16 protein-coding genes and 1 tRNA gene are annotated in these 14,264 nt (G+C 45.0%); 6 read left to right on the forward strand and 11 right to left on the reverse strand.

From position 1 onward, the window contains the following. Positions 1-90: 90 nt before the first annotated feature. The 6 genes from flgE to FKN16_RS15635 all read right to left on the reverse strand — a co-directional run bounded on the left by flgE (position 91) and on the right by FKN16_RS15635 (position 5,051). The gene (gene flgE, locus FKN16_RS15610) at positions 91-1,404 is read right to left on the reverse strand and encodes a flagellar hook protein FlgE (RefSeq protein ID WP_005393123.1); all 1,314 of its coding nucleotides are present in this window, start codon (positions 1,402-1,404) and stop codon (positions 91-93) included. Positions 1,405-1,434: 30 nt separating this feature from the next. After that, positions 1,435-2,145 (reverse strand): flagellar hook assembly protein FlgD, encoded by a 711-nt coding sequence (gene flgD, locus FKN16_RS15615; RefSeq protein ID WP_005393125.1) that lies wholly within the window; start codon positions 2,143-2,145, stop codon positions 1,435-1,437. Between the two features lie 17 nt (positions 2,146-2,162). Continuing rightward, complete coding sequence (gene flgC / locus FKN16_RS15620; RefSeq protein ID WP_005393132.1) at positions 2,163-2,576, reverse strand: flagellar basal body rod protein FlgC; 414 nt, start codon at positions 2,574-2,576, stop codon at positions 2,163-2,165. 5 nt (positions 2,577-2,581) lie between these two features. Further along, the gene (gene flgB / locus FKN16_RS15625) at positions 2,582-2,977 is read right to left on the reverse strand and encodes a flagellar basal body rod protein FlgB (protein ID WP_005382026.1); all 396 of its coding nucleotides are present in this window, start codon (positions 2,975-2,977) and stop codon (positions 2,582-2,584) included. A gap of 308 nt (positions 2,978-3,285) precedes the next feature. Then, positions 3,286-4,113, reverse strand: a complete 828-nt coding sequence (locus FKN16_RS15630) for a protein-glutamate O-methyltransferase (RefSeq protein ID WP_005382024.1) — start codon at positions 4,111-4,113, stop codon at positions 3,286-3,288. An 11-nt stretch (positions 4,114-4,124) separates the two neighbouring features. After that, entirely contained in the window at positions 4,125-5,051 is a 927-nt protein-coding gene (locus tag FKN16_RS15635) for a chemotaxis protein CheV (RefSeq protein ID WP_005382022.1), read from the reverse strand. Between the two features lie 76 nt (positions 5,052-5,127). On the opposite strand from FKN16_RS15635, the gene flgA reads away from it, so the two are divergent. The 3 genes from flgA to flgN all read left to right on the forward strand — a co-directional run bounded on the left by flgA (position 5,128) and on the right by flgN (position 6,755). Continuing rightward, entirely contained in the window at positions 5,128-5,874 is a 747-nt protein-coding gene (flgA, locus tag FKN16_RS15640; RefSeq protein ID WP_085342935.1) for a flagellar basal body P-ring formation chaperone FlgA, read from the forward strand. A 116-nt stretch (positions 5,875-5,990) separates the two neighbouring features. After that, positions 5,991-6,302, forward strand: coding sequence for a flagellar biosynthesis anti-sigma factor FlgM (gene flgM / locus FKN16_RS15645; protein WP_170903068.1), 312 nt, complete (start codon positions 5,991-5,993; stop codon positions 6,300-6,302). Positions 6,303-6,329: 27 nt separating this feature from the next. Continuing rightward, complete coding sequence (gene flgN / locus FKN16_RS15650; RefSeq protein ID WP_046874280.1) at positions 6,330-6,755, forward strand: flagellar export chaperone FlgN; 426 nt, start codon at positions 6,330-6,332, stop codon at positions 6,753-6,755. A 114-nt stretch (positions 6,756-6,869) separates the two neighbouring features. Here flgN and flgP read toward each other — a convergent pair whose 3' ends face one another. Together flgP and FKN16_RS15660 are read right to left on the reverse strand one after the other, a co-directional pair. Then, complete coding sequence (gene flgP, locus FKN16_RS15655; RefSeq protein WP_047009552.1) at positions 6,870-7,301, reverse strand: flagellar assembly lipoprotein FlgP; 432 nt, start codon at positions 7,299-7,301, stop codon at positions 6,870-6,872. Positions 7,302-7,310: 9 nt separating this feature from the next. Next, a complete protein-coding gene (locus FKN16_RS15660; protein ID WP_005382013.1) occupies positions 7,311-7,949 on the reverse strand; it encodes a FlgO family outer membrane protein in 639 nt (212 codons plus the stop codon). A gap of 169 nt (positions 7,950-8,118) precedes the next feature. On the opposite strand from FKN16_RS15660, the gene FKN16_RS15665 reads away from it, so the two are divergent. The 3 genes from FKN16_RS15665 (at position 8,119) to FKN16_RS15675 (ending at position 10,290) form a co-directional block, all read left to right on the forward strand. After that, positions 8,119-9,252, forward strand: a complete 1,134-nt coding sequence (locus FKN16_RS15665) for a flagellar assembly protein FlgT (RefSeq protein ID WP_005393145.1) — start codon at positions 8,119-8,121, stop codon at positions 9,250-9,252. A gap of 177 nt (positions 9,253-9,429) precedes the next feature. Next, positions 9,430-9,506: transfer RNA gene (locus FKN16_RS15670), tRNA-Arg, on the forward strand. Positions 9,507-9,783: 277 nt separating this feature from the next. After that, a complete protein-coding gene (locus FKN16_RS15675; RefSeq protein ID WP_031780328.1) occupies positions 9,784-10,290 on the forward strand; it encodes a hypothetical protein in 507 nt (168 codons plus the stop codon). A 113-nt stretch (positions 10,291-10,403) separates the two neighbouring features. On the opposite strand, the gene FKN16_RS15680 is transcribed toward FKN16_RS15675, so the two are convergent. From FKN16_RS15680 to FKN16_RS15690, 3 genes are all read right to left on the reverse strand, one after another. Beyond that, complete coding sequence (locus tag FKN16_RS15680; RefSeq protein ID WP_170903069.1) at positions 10,404-11,366, reverse strand: OmpA family protein; 963 nt, start codon at positions 11,364-11,366, stop codon at positions 10,404-10,406. 640 nt (positions 11,367-12,006) lie between these two features. Then, a complete protein-coding gene (gene gltX / locus FKN16_RS15685) occupies positions 12,007-13,434 on the reverse strand; it encodes a glutamate--tRNA ligase (protein ID WP_005393148.1) in 1,428 nt (475 codons plus the stop codon). Between the two features lie 178 nt (positions 13,435-13,612). After that, on the reverse strand, positions 13,613-14,206 hold the full coding sequence (locus FKN16_RS15690) for a DUF2057 domain-containing protein (protein WP_012842058.1): 594 nt from the start codon (positions 14,204-14,206) through the stop codon (positions 13,613-13,615). Between the last annotated feature and the right edge of the window lie 58 nt (positions 14,207-14,264).

Consider the following 14,264-nt stretch of genomic DNA (forward strand, 5'->3'; position numbering starts at 1 on the left):
GAACTGAGGTATTTTCAGGCTAAGCATCAGATGAATGTCATGATGTTATCAAGCCAAGCGGCGAAAGCTCGCCTAACTTGATGATGCAGATTATCGGATCTGCAGGATATTTTGTTGTAGCTGGTTGTGCACTTCTAGCGAACGTGAGTTTGCTTGGAAGTTACGCTGAGCAGAAATCAGGTCCACCAGCTCCTGCGTCATATCAATGTTTGACTGTTCCAGCATACCGTTGTTGATGGTGCCGAAAGAGCCTTTGTTAGATTCACCCCAAATCTTGTCACCAGAGAACTGAGTTGAATCCCATTGCGTACCGCCCTTCTTATCCAGACCTTGCTCGTTTGGAACACGTACTAGCGCGACACGACCCAATGTGACGTTTTCACCGTTTGAGTAAGTCCCCATTACGCTGCCGTTTTCATCGAAGTCAACTTTAGTTAGGAAGCCCGTTGTTGCACCGTCTTCATCGAACTTGGTCAGTTCGAACGGAGCAGCAAACTGTGTTGCCGAGCCTAAACCAAAGTTAAGCGTCTGCGCAGGATCGGCACCATTCATATCGACTGGTGTCGTGTTCGTCGCCGGATCGCCCAGTGCCACAGACGTAATTGGCTGACCATTGTTCAAGCTCGCCAACGTACCATCGTTGTTGAACTTCATGGTATGACCCACATGGCCTGTTGGCGTTTGTGCATCACCTGCCGCAACATTTAAAGGCTTTTCACCTTCTTTATCTGTCACGGTGTAGTAAGTGTTCCACGTGTTTGGCTGAGTCTGATCTTTCAAGTAGTACGTCGTTAGCTTGTAAGACTGACCCATCGAGTCATAAATAGTCGAAGAGGTTGAACGGTTGTATGTATCTGGGTCTGAAAAATCAAACTGAGTTGGATCTTTCAAATCGCCGTTAGCTGGCAAGTTCACGCCCACTTCAATGTTTGCTGTTTGCTTTGGCTTACCAAATTCAGCAGGAATATTGATAGGTTGTGGCTCGTATGAAGAAACCTCACCAGAGCTTGGATCCACTTGGTAACCTAATAAGAACTCATCGTTCGCGGTCACCATGTAGTTTTCTTTATTTAAATGAAATGCACCATTACGTGTCAGTTCATTCTGTTGTGGAGTCAGACGCTCCTTCGCCACGGCGAAGAAACCTGTACCCGAAACACGCAAATCCATTGGGTTGTTGGTGTAAATGCTTGAGCCTTCATGGAACTGCTGCGCCACTTGGCTTGCTTGCGCACCACCACCCGGTGTGGTTTTTGCGTTAGTAAATAAAGAGTTAGAGTAAACATCAGCAAACTCAGCACGGGACTCTTTAAAGCCGTACGTGTTGGCGTTCGCAATGTTGTTACTGGTGGTGTTCAAATCCAGTTGGGCGGCGGACAAACCGCTTAAAGATACATATGACATTCCAAAATCTCCTAATCTAGCGAGCTATGACTACGCTTTGCCGACTTCCAAAACTTCTGCAAGTCGAACTGGCGATTCAAAACCAGCCAGATTGAGTAATACGTTTCCGTCACCTTTGCCGAGCAATACGCTGTTTACGTTGGCGTATGTCGATACTGGGAACTCTTGCGACTCCCCCTCAACTAAGCCAGACGCTTTCACTTTGTATTTGCCAGCAGGCAGTGGATTTCCGCTTTCATCTTTACCGTCCCAAAGCACACGCGTGTCGCCGGCTGGTTTCGCCCCTACCTCAAAAGTACGAACCAGTTGGCCAGCTTCATCCTCTACACGAACAAACAGATTATCGATAGATTGTGAAAGCTTAACCATTGCCGCCATTGGCGCGTCGTCCTGCTTCACACCTGCCGCTCCTGGGACCAATACGTCACGCCCTACCAAAGAGGAAGCTTGTAACGCTTGGTTTGATGTCATTGACGAGTTCAAACTCTCAAACTGAGTATTCATCTTGCCGATGCCATCAACGGTCGCAAATGAAGCCATTTGCGCAATCATCTGGTCATTACTTACCGGCTTAAAAGGGTCCTGTTGAGACAATTGCTTCGTGAGCAATGATAAGAAGTCTTCCTGCTTTAGGTCCTGCTTACCCGTACTCTCTTCCGTCTTCTTGTTACTCTCTTGTAGACTTTTAAGCTGGTCGATATAGGACAAGCCGCTTTGACCAACGTTGTTAATTCCGGCCATACGCTACCTCCTTATCCTTATTGACCCATCTGCAGCGTACGCAGCAGCATTTGTTTACTAGAATCCGCTACTTGCACATTAGTTTGGTATGCGCGAGAAGCTGAAATCATGTTCGCCATTTCTTCCATTACATTCACGTTCGGCTTGTAGATGTAGCCTTCTTCGTTTGCAAGGGGATGGTCTGGGTTGTACTCCGCACTCAGCGGTTTATCGCTTTCTACAATACCCATCACTTTCACTGGCACCGTATCACCGCCACGCATGGCGTTACTTAACTCAGCACCAAACACAGCATGGCGCGCTTTATAAGTGTCTTTCGCAGAGCTGCTGACACTGTCGGCGTTCGCCAAGTTGCTTGAGGTAGTGTTCAGACGAACGGATTCAGCGCTCATTGCGGAACCTGTCACATTGAAAACGTTAAATAAGCTCATCTAAATTATTCCCCTTTGATTGCTTTGGTTAAGTTCTTGAATTTGCTGCCTAGAAAGTCGAGTGATGCTTGGTGTCTGATTTGGTTTTGCATAAACAAGTTACGCTCTAAATCCAAGTCTACCGTGTTGCCATCACCCGTATCAGGTTGCGTAGGAAGACGATATAGCTTGTCCCCGACCAACGTTGTAGTGGCAGGAATATGCCGACCATCCGTACGACTAAGACCAATGCTTGCCCCAGATGTTGCCGCTTGCAATTCCTTCGCAAAGTCTAAACCTCTTGCTTTGTAACCAGGCGTGTTGGCTTGTGCAATGTTGGTGGAAATCACCTCAGCATTGCGCTCACGTACGCCCACCGTGTGCTGGTGGATGCCTAGTGCATTGTCAAAAGATATAGCCATGTTTGCCTCTACAATTAAGAACTGACCGTGATTGATAACCAAAAAAGCAATTAGCATGCCAAAAACATAAAGCGCTCTATCTACTTAATAGCTATCACCCATTGGAATAGCAATAAGTGAGCCAAAGTGACTGGAATGTCATGTCGTTTCACTTTGTTCACTTAATAAAGATACACCGTGATGAGGGAACAAAGCAAAATCGCGCTTCAATTTAGCAAGTGAAAACGTGGAAACACTCGAAGGCAGGAAACCAGCAAACAAAAAAAGCCTGACACTAGGTCAGGCTTTTTATCAATGAAGAGATACCGCTATTTAAGCTTGTAAATGATACCCGGGTTACAGCGCACCATTTCAAATTTATCAGTCAGACCAGTTAGCGACTCTGATGCCCCTAACAGCAGATAACCACCTGGGTTTAAGCTGCTCGCCATTTGGTTAAGCACTTTTGATTTCATTTCCGGTGAGAAGTAAATCAGCACGTTGCGACAAAAAATAATGTCGAACTTACCCATCAGTGCATAACTGTCCATCAAGTTTTGTGGACGAAAGTTCACCAAACGTTTGACGTTGTCTTTGACTTTCATACGGCCACCGTCCGCATTCTCAAAGAAGGTGCGGCGACGTTCTGGTGAAAGTCCGCGCCCTAGAGCCAAATTGTCATACACACCTGCACGACACATCTCGAGCATACTTGCTGAAATGTCTGTTGCTGTAATAGACACGTTTGGTAACAAACCCGGCTTGCGCTGTTGCGTTTCCAGAATCGTCATTGCAATAGAATACGGCTCTTGGCCCGATGAACTGGCTGCAGACCAGATCTTGATTGGGCGCTTGCTTGCCGCTACTTCTGGCAATAATTTGTCAGCTAAAACTGTGAACGGATAAGTATCTCGAAACCACAAGGTTTCGTTAGTCGTCATCGCGTCCACAGCGGCCACTCGTAATTCACGATTGCGCCCTGTAACAACATCACGTAGCAAATCTGATAACGATGCGAGCTTAAACTTCGTCACTAAAGGACTCAGTCGGCTACGCACAAGGTATTGCTTGCTATCACCTAACACGATGCCACATTGCGATTCTAGAAAACGGCTAAAGTCACGATACTCTTGATCACTGATTGTAATAGCAGTCATTAATGTCTCTTTTATTGTGTTAATGCAGATTTAACCGCGTTACCCAATTCATCTGGGTTAAATTTCGCAATGAAGGTATTGGCACCTACACGCTCAACCATAGCCTGGTTGAATACACCACTTAATGAAGAATGGAGGATAACATAAAGGTCTTTCAAATCGGCATGTCTGCGAATTTCAGCCGTTAAGGTATAGCCGTCCATTTCTGGCATTTCAATATCGGAAATAACCAACGAAATTTGATCGTAGATATTGCCTTCTTGAGCCATTTCAATCAACTTATTGTACGCTTCTTTGCCATCTTTGACAGATACGACCTCGAAACCGATTGATGTAATCGCACGCTCTACCTGTTTACGCGCGACAGTCGAGTCATCAGCAATCAATATACGGCGTACAATAGGCTTTTCTTGTTCTGCTTGCGCGATTTCTTCACCGATAGCGGAATCCATCGTTTCATCAACCGGCGCAATCTCCGCCAGGATTTTTTCAACGTCAAGGATTTCAACCAGCTCGTTGTCGATGTTTGTCACTGCGGTCAAGTAGTGCGCTTTACCCGCACCGTCTGGCGGTGGCAAAATCGCTTCCCAATGCATATTGATAATACGCTCAACCGATGATACCAAAAATGCTTGGATCGTACGGTTAAATTCTGCGATAACAACAAAACATTTATCCAGATCAGTGGTTGGGCGGCCACCAATTGCCAGGCTCAAATCAATAACGGACACGGTATGGCCGCGGATATGAGCGATACCTTTTACCAGCGGGTGTAGATTTGGCATTGAAGTCAGCTTAGGGCACTGCAGTACTTCTTTCACTTTGAATACGTTAATGCCGTAGCGCTGTCGGCCCATCAGTCGAAAGGTCAATAATTCCAATCGGTTCTGACCGACGAGTTGCGTACGCTGATTCACCGAGTCAAGAATCCCCGTCATATGCTCATCTCCATCTCAAACTTTTTGTTTTTAAATGATACTCTACCACTGGCAAGCACGATACCAGGGAGACAGTATGGCGTATTTCACTTTCACTTCGACACCATTGACTATGACAATATGTAGAGCGCTAATTACAAAGTACGCTAAGTCTATCGGCATTTTGCTCAGTATGTTTAGCTTTTTTGTTCATTCAGCTTCAGATAATCAGATCGAGCAAATAAAAACGGCAGCAGAACAACATATTCTTGCTACAGTTGATCAGCCTGATGGTGGCGAGCTATCTGTTAATGCGGCAGATATCGACTCGAGAATAAAAGCAACGGATTGCCCAGTGCCCCTGGATACGTCAGCTTCTTCCACCAGCAGTACTCGAAGCAACATCAATGTTCTAGTGGAATGCCCATCGGATGACTGGAAAGTCTATGTGCCTGTACGGATCTCGGTATCAGTGCCAATGATCGTCGCAACACGAACACTAGGGAGAGGAGAAATCGTCAGCGCGTCGGATGTCACCACTTCTATGATCGAGCTGCAGCGCTTTCGCAAAGATGGCTTTTCTAACTACGATCAAGTGGTTGGCGCAAAGCTAAAACGCAACGTTCGCCTAGGTGATGTTGTTGAACGTAATGATGTCTGTGTCGTTTGCCGGAATGAAAAGGTCACAATTAAAGCGGTAAATTCTGGCATGACAATCACCACGCAAGGCACAGCATTGCAAGATGGTGCGGCTGGCGATCAAGTAAGAGTGAAAAATGATAAGTCACAGCGTATAATAGAAGGCATAGTGACTGGCATTGCGGAAATCACTGTTAATTTTTAACACCCACTGGTAGCGTGTTTAAACTGATCAATAAAAATGCAAAAAATGACTAAAGTTATTTTTGCACTGGTCGATAGTCTGGATACCAGTATTACGATACAAGGCAAAGGTTAAACATGGCAGGTATAGATAATATACGTTCAGGGCAAATGACGACGACAAGTCGTGCACCTGCGCGTAACGATTCCAATGCTACCAGCACGACTGAATCGAAAAAAGCACCCGCACAACAAGACGCTGTATCACTCAGCCAGCAAAGCAAAGCCGTTAGCAAACTCCAAAAAGATATGGCAGCTTCTCCGGCCTATGACAGCGCCAAAGTCGCGGCAATCAAAGAAGCAATCACAAACGGTTCATACAAAGTCGATCCTGAAAAATTGGCTGACAACATGATTAAGTTTGAAAACGAATTGCAAGGCAAAAGCTAACTGACTTAGGCCGAAGGTAAGTATTTTATGGCAGCATTAGTCGATCTCGTCAATTTCCAACTAGAAAATGCTAAGGCACTTTCTGCTGTTTTGCGTCAAGAAACACAAGCGATAACTGCGCGTGTCTCTACCGAGATTGAGAGTATTGCCAAACAGAAGATGACACTCATTGATCAGCTTAGAACAACTGATCAGCGAATCGCCTCTCACCCGCACGTCAATCAACTTACTGAAGATGAGCACCTAAGTCAGGTTGTTGCTCAAATCCAATCGATCGTCCTCGACTGTCAACAAGTCAACAAAGTAAATGGTGAATCGCTTAGTCGCGCACAGCTGAGTTTCAATAAACTCAATAACATGCTTCAGCGAACTCATGGCAAAGTGGGCATGACCTACAATGCTGGTGGCAAAACCCACACTATTTCGACACTTGGCACCAATATAAAAGCCTAAACGTCACTCCTACCCCACACCATCTCTAGAATGTAGATATAAAAAAGCGACTCATTGTTGCCAATCAGCCGCTGGAAAGATTATCTGGTCTTCTGAAGTAATGCGCTTAGTGCATTAGAACAAGGTTTGTTGACGCTTCTCAGGCACCTGTTGAACTTCTCCGTAATCACGTAGCTTATCCATTTTACGAATATCAAGACGCAGCTCTGTCACGTAACTGTCCTCAACAAGATAACTACGCACAACTTCTGCACCGCGAATCACACCATCAACCGCACCTGTAGTGCTCTCAATACCTAAACGCTGGTCTTGCAGTTCTGCACGTCCACTAACACGCATACCATACACTTGTTCTGCCAGTTCACGGTATGCATCAATTTTTGATGCGCGCATTGCTCGTACGCGCTTTTCTTCTACTGTGCGGCCTGTTTGCTCACTGACACTCGCATAACCCACTGCCACTAAGATTTCATCTTGACGCATCTGTTGTAGTGGCTGACACCCCACCAATACCAGTGTGGCAATAATAAATAATAACTTCTTCATGCTTCTATCCTATGGACGCAGAATCACAGTGTACGGCTGACGAATGGTTGGGTCTGAGCGAATCAACACGCCATCTTGCGTACGGATACTGTTTAACGTATCTAAGTCACGACCAATACGGTCAGCCGGAAGGAAACCCTGCGCCGTTGCTACAACCACACGGCTCTGCATACCGACCACACGTGCATTGACCAGCACCCCGCCCTCTTGGCGAAGCATCGTGCCGGTCAGTACATACTGAATTTGTTGCTCTTGCGCCAGATCTTGCCAATCACGGCTTAAAGCAAAATCGCCCTGCTGCGTCACTTGGATAGAGCCCGTAGTTTTGAAATCAACCACTTTAAACCCTCGGCGCTGGAACTGATGGATAAAACCTTCCGAGACCGAGTTACCTAACCAGTTTGTTGCATCCATATTTTGTAGATCAACAAACGAGGTAATCGCAATCGGTGTCCGCGCAGATACCGCCACATTAGAAACCATCAGGTCTTCGGTCATGCTTTCAATGAAAAAGTCCATCGTATGACGTGGACTATCCATAAGCATGAACTGGCTTCCCGAGTACGGTTCTTTACCATTGTAAATCGGTGAGTACGCGCACGATGTCAGAAGCGTCATCATCGATGCGGCGACAAGCCACTTTTTCATGGTTTGATTCTCCAGATAATCTTAGGTGATACCGTTCTTGATTAATTCCTTTCTAAGAAAGTGAATATTGGAACAGTCTTTGCTTTTCTTTGTTTGCCTAACGAAGAAAAATCCACCAAACTTCACTGAAATTGTTAAAGCAATATTTATACCCGAACGGTTGTAATCAATGAAAAAAATATTAAACAGTCTGTTTTTAATCACTTTAGTGATGCTTGTTCCTTTTAAAGTAATGGCATCTTGGTATGAAGTAACAGGCGTTGCCACTATCGTTTCTTCAGAAGAGACGGCAAGGCTCCATGCGTTGGAAGACGCGCTGTTCAAAGCCGTCAATTTTTCGGGCGCAGATATTGGCAGTATTAGCAATTTGATGCCGCTACTAGAAGAAAGCCGCAACGAGTACCAGTTTACCAACCATGAAGTCCGTTACATTTTGGTCGAGTCTGAACGTAAACGTCGAGGTAAAGTCGAGGTAAAAATTCGCGTCGATATTTATCCATCGGCAACGGGTTGCCACACCGATCAATACAAAAAGACGATCCTTGTCGGCAATATTGAGGTTGCCTCACCACAACAAGCGGTGATGGGGCAGATTTACCAAGTGGGTGACGATTTTAGCCGCGTGGTGAATCGCCAGCTGGATCAAACCTCTCGCAGCTTTGTGTCTGTAGGTACAACGGACTATTCAATTAGCAGTAACTATCCCGCTCGTACTCAAATGATCGCGCAAGATAACGGCGCACAATACATCATTGGGGGAGTCATTACCGATCTCACTGCGACGGTCGAATCTCAACTACTGCAAGATGACATCATCAATCGTCAGTTTGCGTTAGAGATGAAAGTATTTGATGGTAAAACTGGCCATGAAGTCTTCAACAAAGCCTACCGTGAAGTGGCGCGTTGGCCATTTGCCAAAACGAGCCAAGTGGATACTCGCAGTGCGCGCTTTTGGGCGTCGACCTATGGCGAGATGATGCTACGCGTTAGTCGCAATATAATGCTGGATCTAGAGTCAGAGCTGTCTTGCAAAATTACGCTGCCAGAGGTCGTCGCAGTCTTCGGCAATACGGTAACGATGGATCTCGGCCGTATGCATGGCGTAAAAGAGGGAGACAAATTGCAACTTTGGCACACCGCATCATTTATCGACCAAAACGGATTACCAAGAAATAAAGTATCGCAAAGTGAAATTACATTGACGGTATCTCGTATATACGAACACGAAGCCGAGCTGACGATTGATCAGCCAAATTTAGCGTCTAGTGTTCAAATTGGCGACGTAATGAACAAGATCCTATAAAAGCAAACATTAAGTCTTGAGATATGCTCACTTTTGAATATCATAGGCAGCGCATCTTATTTGATTATACCAATGACCGTAGTGAGTCGTTCAAAGTGATACTGATAAAGACCTAAACAAAGTTGCTAGGTTTGCATTCAGTAAAACGGTTCAATGAACTGCAACTATTGGTATTACGCCCCCATGGCACAGCTGGATAGCGCAGTCCCCTCCTAAGGGACAGGTCGTAGGTTCGAATCCTACTGGGGGCGCCATATCATAGCCTTAGCTCCCACTTGAGCTAAGGCTTTTTTGTATCCACTATTTCGAGCTTCACAGAGCGTTTCCAAGTAACGTGTGAAACAATTTCCTCAGTAATCAATATGATCGCCTCGCTCCTTTACTCGACGAGATAAAACCTTTTACTGTTCCGACCTCTTCCCCTTGAAATCATTTCAACAAGCCCTATTTACAGTTTTGTATTTTATTACTTTAATTATCTATGAGTTTTGCTTACCCTTTTAGCTATTAATAAAATTATTAGTTAGCACTATGTCTAAGAGCAATTTAATAACTAACACTGGACACCGCTTTATTTCTAAAGGCAAGACTGCCTTTAAGATTCATATCCATACCCCCGAGGACACGGTACTGCACCGCTCGGTTGGGTTTGTTCGTATTGGAGAAAAGAAAGGCTTACAAAAAGCCATTAAGCTGAGAAACGAATTAGGCCGGCAAATGTGGGGCAAATTTTGGCGACGTCTTTTGAAGGATCCTTACCTCATGACCAGACTCCCACACAGCGTTGAGCCAAAAATTGTTCACAAGCCTAACCCCACTCTTGAAAACCCAGATAACCGAGATACGTGTTACATCGCTAAGTGGCGAGAGTTCAATGATGACGGTGACTACAAATACAAAACGGTGGTTCGCTCTATTAGTAAATACGGCAAGCTTGCCGCCTACATGCAAACCAAGAAAGCGTTGTTAGAAGCACATAAAGACAACTTGGAAATCCTAACATTCATGGGGCGCTTAAACAGCATTGACCTCAAGTGATGTTTACCGTTTTTAGCTTTTCAGTCCGTTTCAAATAGAAATGAAAAAGCCCCAAAGAGCGAACTCTTTGAGGCTTTCAGCTTTAGTCTTCTATACTACGGTCGGATAGAAGCTTATTGCTGAACTTGGTATTCAAATTCTGGAACAACGATTTCTACGCGACGGTTTTGCTGACGACCTTCACGAGTGTCGTTTGAAGCGATTGGGTTGTTTTCACCTTCGCCACGAGCTTGAATACGTGATGAATCAATGCCTTTTTCAACGAGTGCGTTAGCTACAGATTCAGCGCGTTTCTCAGAAACTTTTAGGTTGTAAGCTGCTGGGCCAGAAGTATCTGTGTAACCTACAATTTCAACGTTCGCTTGTGGGTGCTCGTTTAGGAAAGCAACTAGGTTATCAAGTTTTGCAGCGCTCTCTGGTTTTAGAGTTGTGCTGTTTAGATCAAAGCTACCAGTGCCGATTGTTTGAGTTTCGAATGTTTTCGTTACAACTACTGGCTCTTCTACCACTTCTTCTACAACCACTTCTTCAACAACAACTGGCTCTTCTACGATTACTGGCTCATCGTTGCCACCGAATTTGAAAGAAACACCCAGTGTTGCTGTGTTACCTGTCGCACGAGTTACATCGTTGCTGATATCAGTCAGAGTTTGGTATTCCGCACGAGCAGTTACGTTTTGGCTTAGGTTGAACTCAAGGCCAGCTGCGCCTAGGTAAGAGTAATCATCTTTGCCATCAAACATTACGTAAGCGCCACCCACTTTACCGTAAAGTGCGATGTCTTCAGTGATTGGTAGGCTGAATTTAGGTGCAAGAGTGATTGCTTCTACATGGCCACCGAAAGAAGTTTGGTTAAAATCACCGATGTTGTCGAAACCTGCTTCTACTGCGAAGTATTTATTCATTTCGTAACCAACAAAAGCGCCAAGAGTAGAGTCGTCTTTGTCACAAGCCTGGCCCGCTACACACGCGTCTTCCATCCATGACTTACCCATCTTACCACCAACGTATACTTCTGCTTGTGCTGCTGAAGCCATAAGTAGAGACGCTGAAATTACCGCTGCTAATTTTTTCATTATTGATTCCTCTAAAGAAGTTCTTTTGTTAGATGCCGAAATGCGCCGTCTGACTGACGTTGTATTTCAATTCTTTTTATTCATTCCTTGAGTGAGATACTTAGTCAGCTTCTTTTTATGCACATGCATTTTTTTTATGGAAGCTACTTACGTACATTTCCTGTTCAGTGATACATATCGCCATCTCGGTATCACTGACGGGGTGAACTATAACGCTAAGAAATCGCGAGAAAAATCCCAATTCTGTCAATTTATTGTCATCAAAAATCTCAACAACATGTGATCTTAAGCAAAAAAATCCCCACACAATCACGACGCAAACGTTTGCTTTATTTTCTGGAACACTACAACTTAAGCAAAGTTTTTTCTTAAAAATGAGACAACAAAAAGGGAACTTTAAGGAAGGTGGATAAAAATCAATCAGATATTTGATATATAATCGCTCGTTTTTTATTCATACCAACGATGTTTGGATTAAAAAATCTTATCCATACCTAGGTGAATTACGGTCCTAAATACCACATCCTTCACCGACATATGAGAAGGTTTCTCATTATCTAGGATTCAGATACAAAAAAGCCGCGGGTGTTTACCGCGGCTTTGTGACTATTTATTCAAAAGAACGTTTAGTTCAAAGCAATTATGCGTTTGCTTCACGCTCAGCAATGAACTCAAGCGCCATCTTAATACGAGCAACACAACGCTCTTTGCCAACCAGTTCCATTACTGCATCGACAGAAGGAGACTGACCGCCGCCTGTTACAGCAACACGTAATGGCATACCGATTTTGCCCATGCCGATTTCTAGCTCTTCACAGACTGCTGCGATAACGCCATCTTTGATGTTTGCTGTTGTCCACTCGGTCAGTGCTTCAGCTTTCGCTAGAGCAAGCTCTAGAGGCTCTTTAGCCACACCACGTAAGTGTTTCTTCGCTGCGCCCGCTTCAAACTCAGAGAAATCTTCGTAGAAGTAACGGATTTGTTCAGCTAGCTCAACCAGCGTGTTGCAACGCTCACCCACTAGCTTGATCACGTCAGTGATAGCAGGACCATTCGTTACGTCTAGTTTTTGTTGATCTAGGTGCCATTGTAGGTGCTCTGCAACGTACGCAGGATCTGAGTTTTTGATGTAATGGTTGTTCAACCATTGCAGTTTATCCGTGTTGAAGGCAGACGCTGACTTAGATACTGCATTTAGGCTGAATAGGTTGATCATCTCTTCTTGAGAGAAGATTTCTTGGTCGCCATGAGACCAACCTAGACGCACTAGGTAGTTGTTTAGTGCCGCAGGCAGGTAACCCATATCGCGATATTGCATGACTGATACAGCACCGTGACGTTTCGACAATTTCGCACCGTCATCACCCAAGATCATTGCACAGTGTGCAAATGTTGGTACTGGCGCACCTAGTGCTTCGTAGATGTTGATTTGACGAGGCGTGTTGTTGATGTGGTCTTCGCCACGAACAACGTGAGTGATACCCATGTCCCAGTCGTCCACAACTACACAGAAGTTGTAAGTAGGTGAACCGTCAGTACGACGGATGATTAAGTCATCCATTTGGTCGTTGCGGATTTCGATGCGACCACGAATTTGGTCATCAAATACTACGCTGCCCTCTTTTGGGTTACGGAAACGGATAACACATGGGTCGCCGTCTTTTGCCGCTTCGTTTGCCGCTTTGATTTTAGGATGGTTCGCATCGTAACGAGGCATTTCTTTGTTTGCTTCTTGCTCTGCACGGATTTCATCTAGCAGCTCTTTAGACGCGTAACATTTGTAAGCTTTGCCTTCTGCCAGCAGCTTATCAACCATTTCGTTGTAACGATCAAAACGTTGAGTTTGGTAGTAAGGACCTTCATCCCACTCCAAGCCTAGCCATTCCATGCCTTCAAGAATTGCATCAACTGCTTCCTGAGAGTTACGCTCAAGGTCTGTATCTTCGATACGTAGAACGAATTCACCACCTTGGTTTTTAGCGTATAGCCAAGAGTAAAGTGCAGTACGCGCACCACCAACGTGTAGATAGCCAGTTGGGCTAGGAGCAAAACGAGTTTTAACCGTCATTTGAGTTCCTTAGGGGTAATGAGCAACGAGAGATCTCTCGTTGTAATGTCAAGGATAAAAGTGGCGACATTTTACCACCGTAAGTCAATTCTACAATCGGTTTGACACCAGAAATACAAACAGGGCAGCACCAATAAAGGTACTGCCCTCCTATTTACTGTTAAAGTGCAGAACGAAATTACTTCAGGTTACGCATCGCCCATTGCATAAATTCTTGCTGCTCTTCACGGCTTAACTCATTAAACGATGCTTTGATTGTTTTGGTTTCCGCCGGAGAAGACGCAATGCTTGCCTTGGTCGATTCTTTGTTCATTGCATTGTTATAGTCAGCCACTTCTCGCTCGTAATCACGAAAACCTTGCAAACCACCTTTACGAAGTTGAACCATAGAGAATGCCACTTCTTTTCCGTGTTTGTCTTTCAATACCACTTTTGGATCGAGTTCAAAGGCTTTCGCTTCTTCGATGGTACGGAACGCTTTGTAAGTCAGCGATAGCTCGGCGTCTTTTTCTGCTTCAAACTCTAATACCAGTGGCTGCGAATCGAACTTACGGCGCTTGCCATCTTCAAAGACAATTTGTCCAACCGTCACCGCCAACTGATTTTCCCCGTCCTTCAGCTCGATGCTGTTATTTTTGGAAATCCACTCAGGGTACACGAACTCACCGTTGAGAACGCGAGGAACCAGTTCAGCTTGCAGAGTCAGTTGAGCAGCAAAAGCAGGCGCAGAAAGCATTGCGCAAAGTCCGAGAAGTGTCGTTGTTTTTTTCATCGTGGTTTCTCACTTTATACTAATTTAGATAAGCCTCTGAAACTTACAGGCCCGTCAT

The organism is Vibrio sp. 11-4(1) (assembly GCF_013048625.1).
Classification (GTDB): Bacteria; Pseudomonadota; Gammaproteobacteria; order Enterobacterales; family Vibrionaceae; genus Vibrio; species Vibrio diabolicus.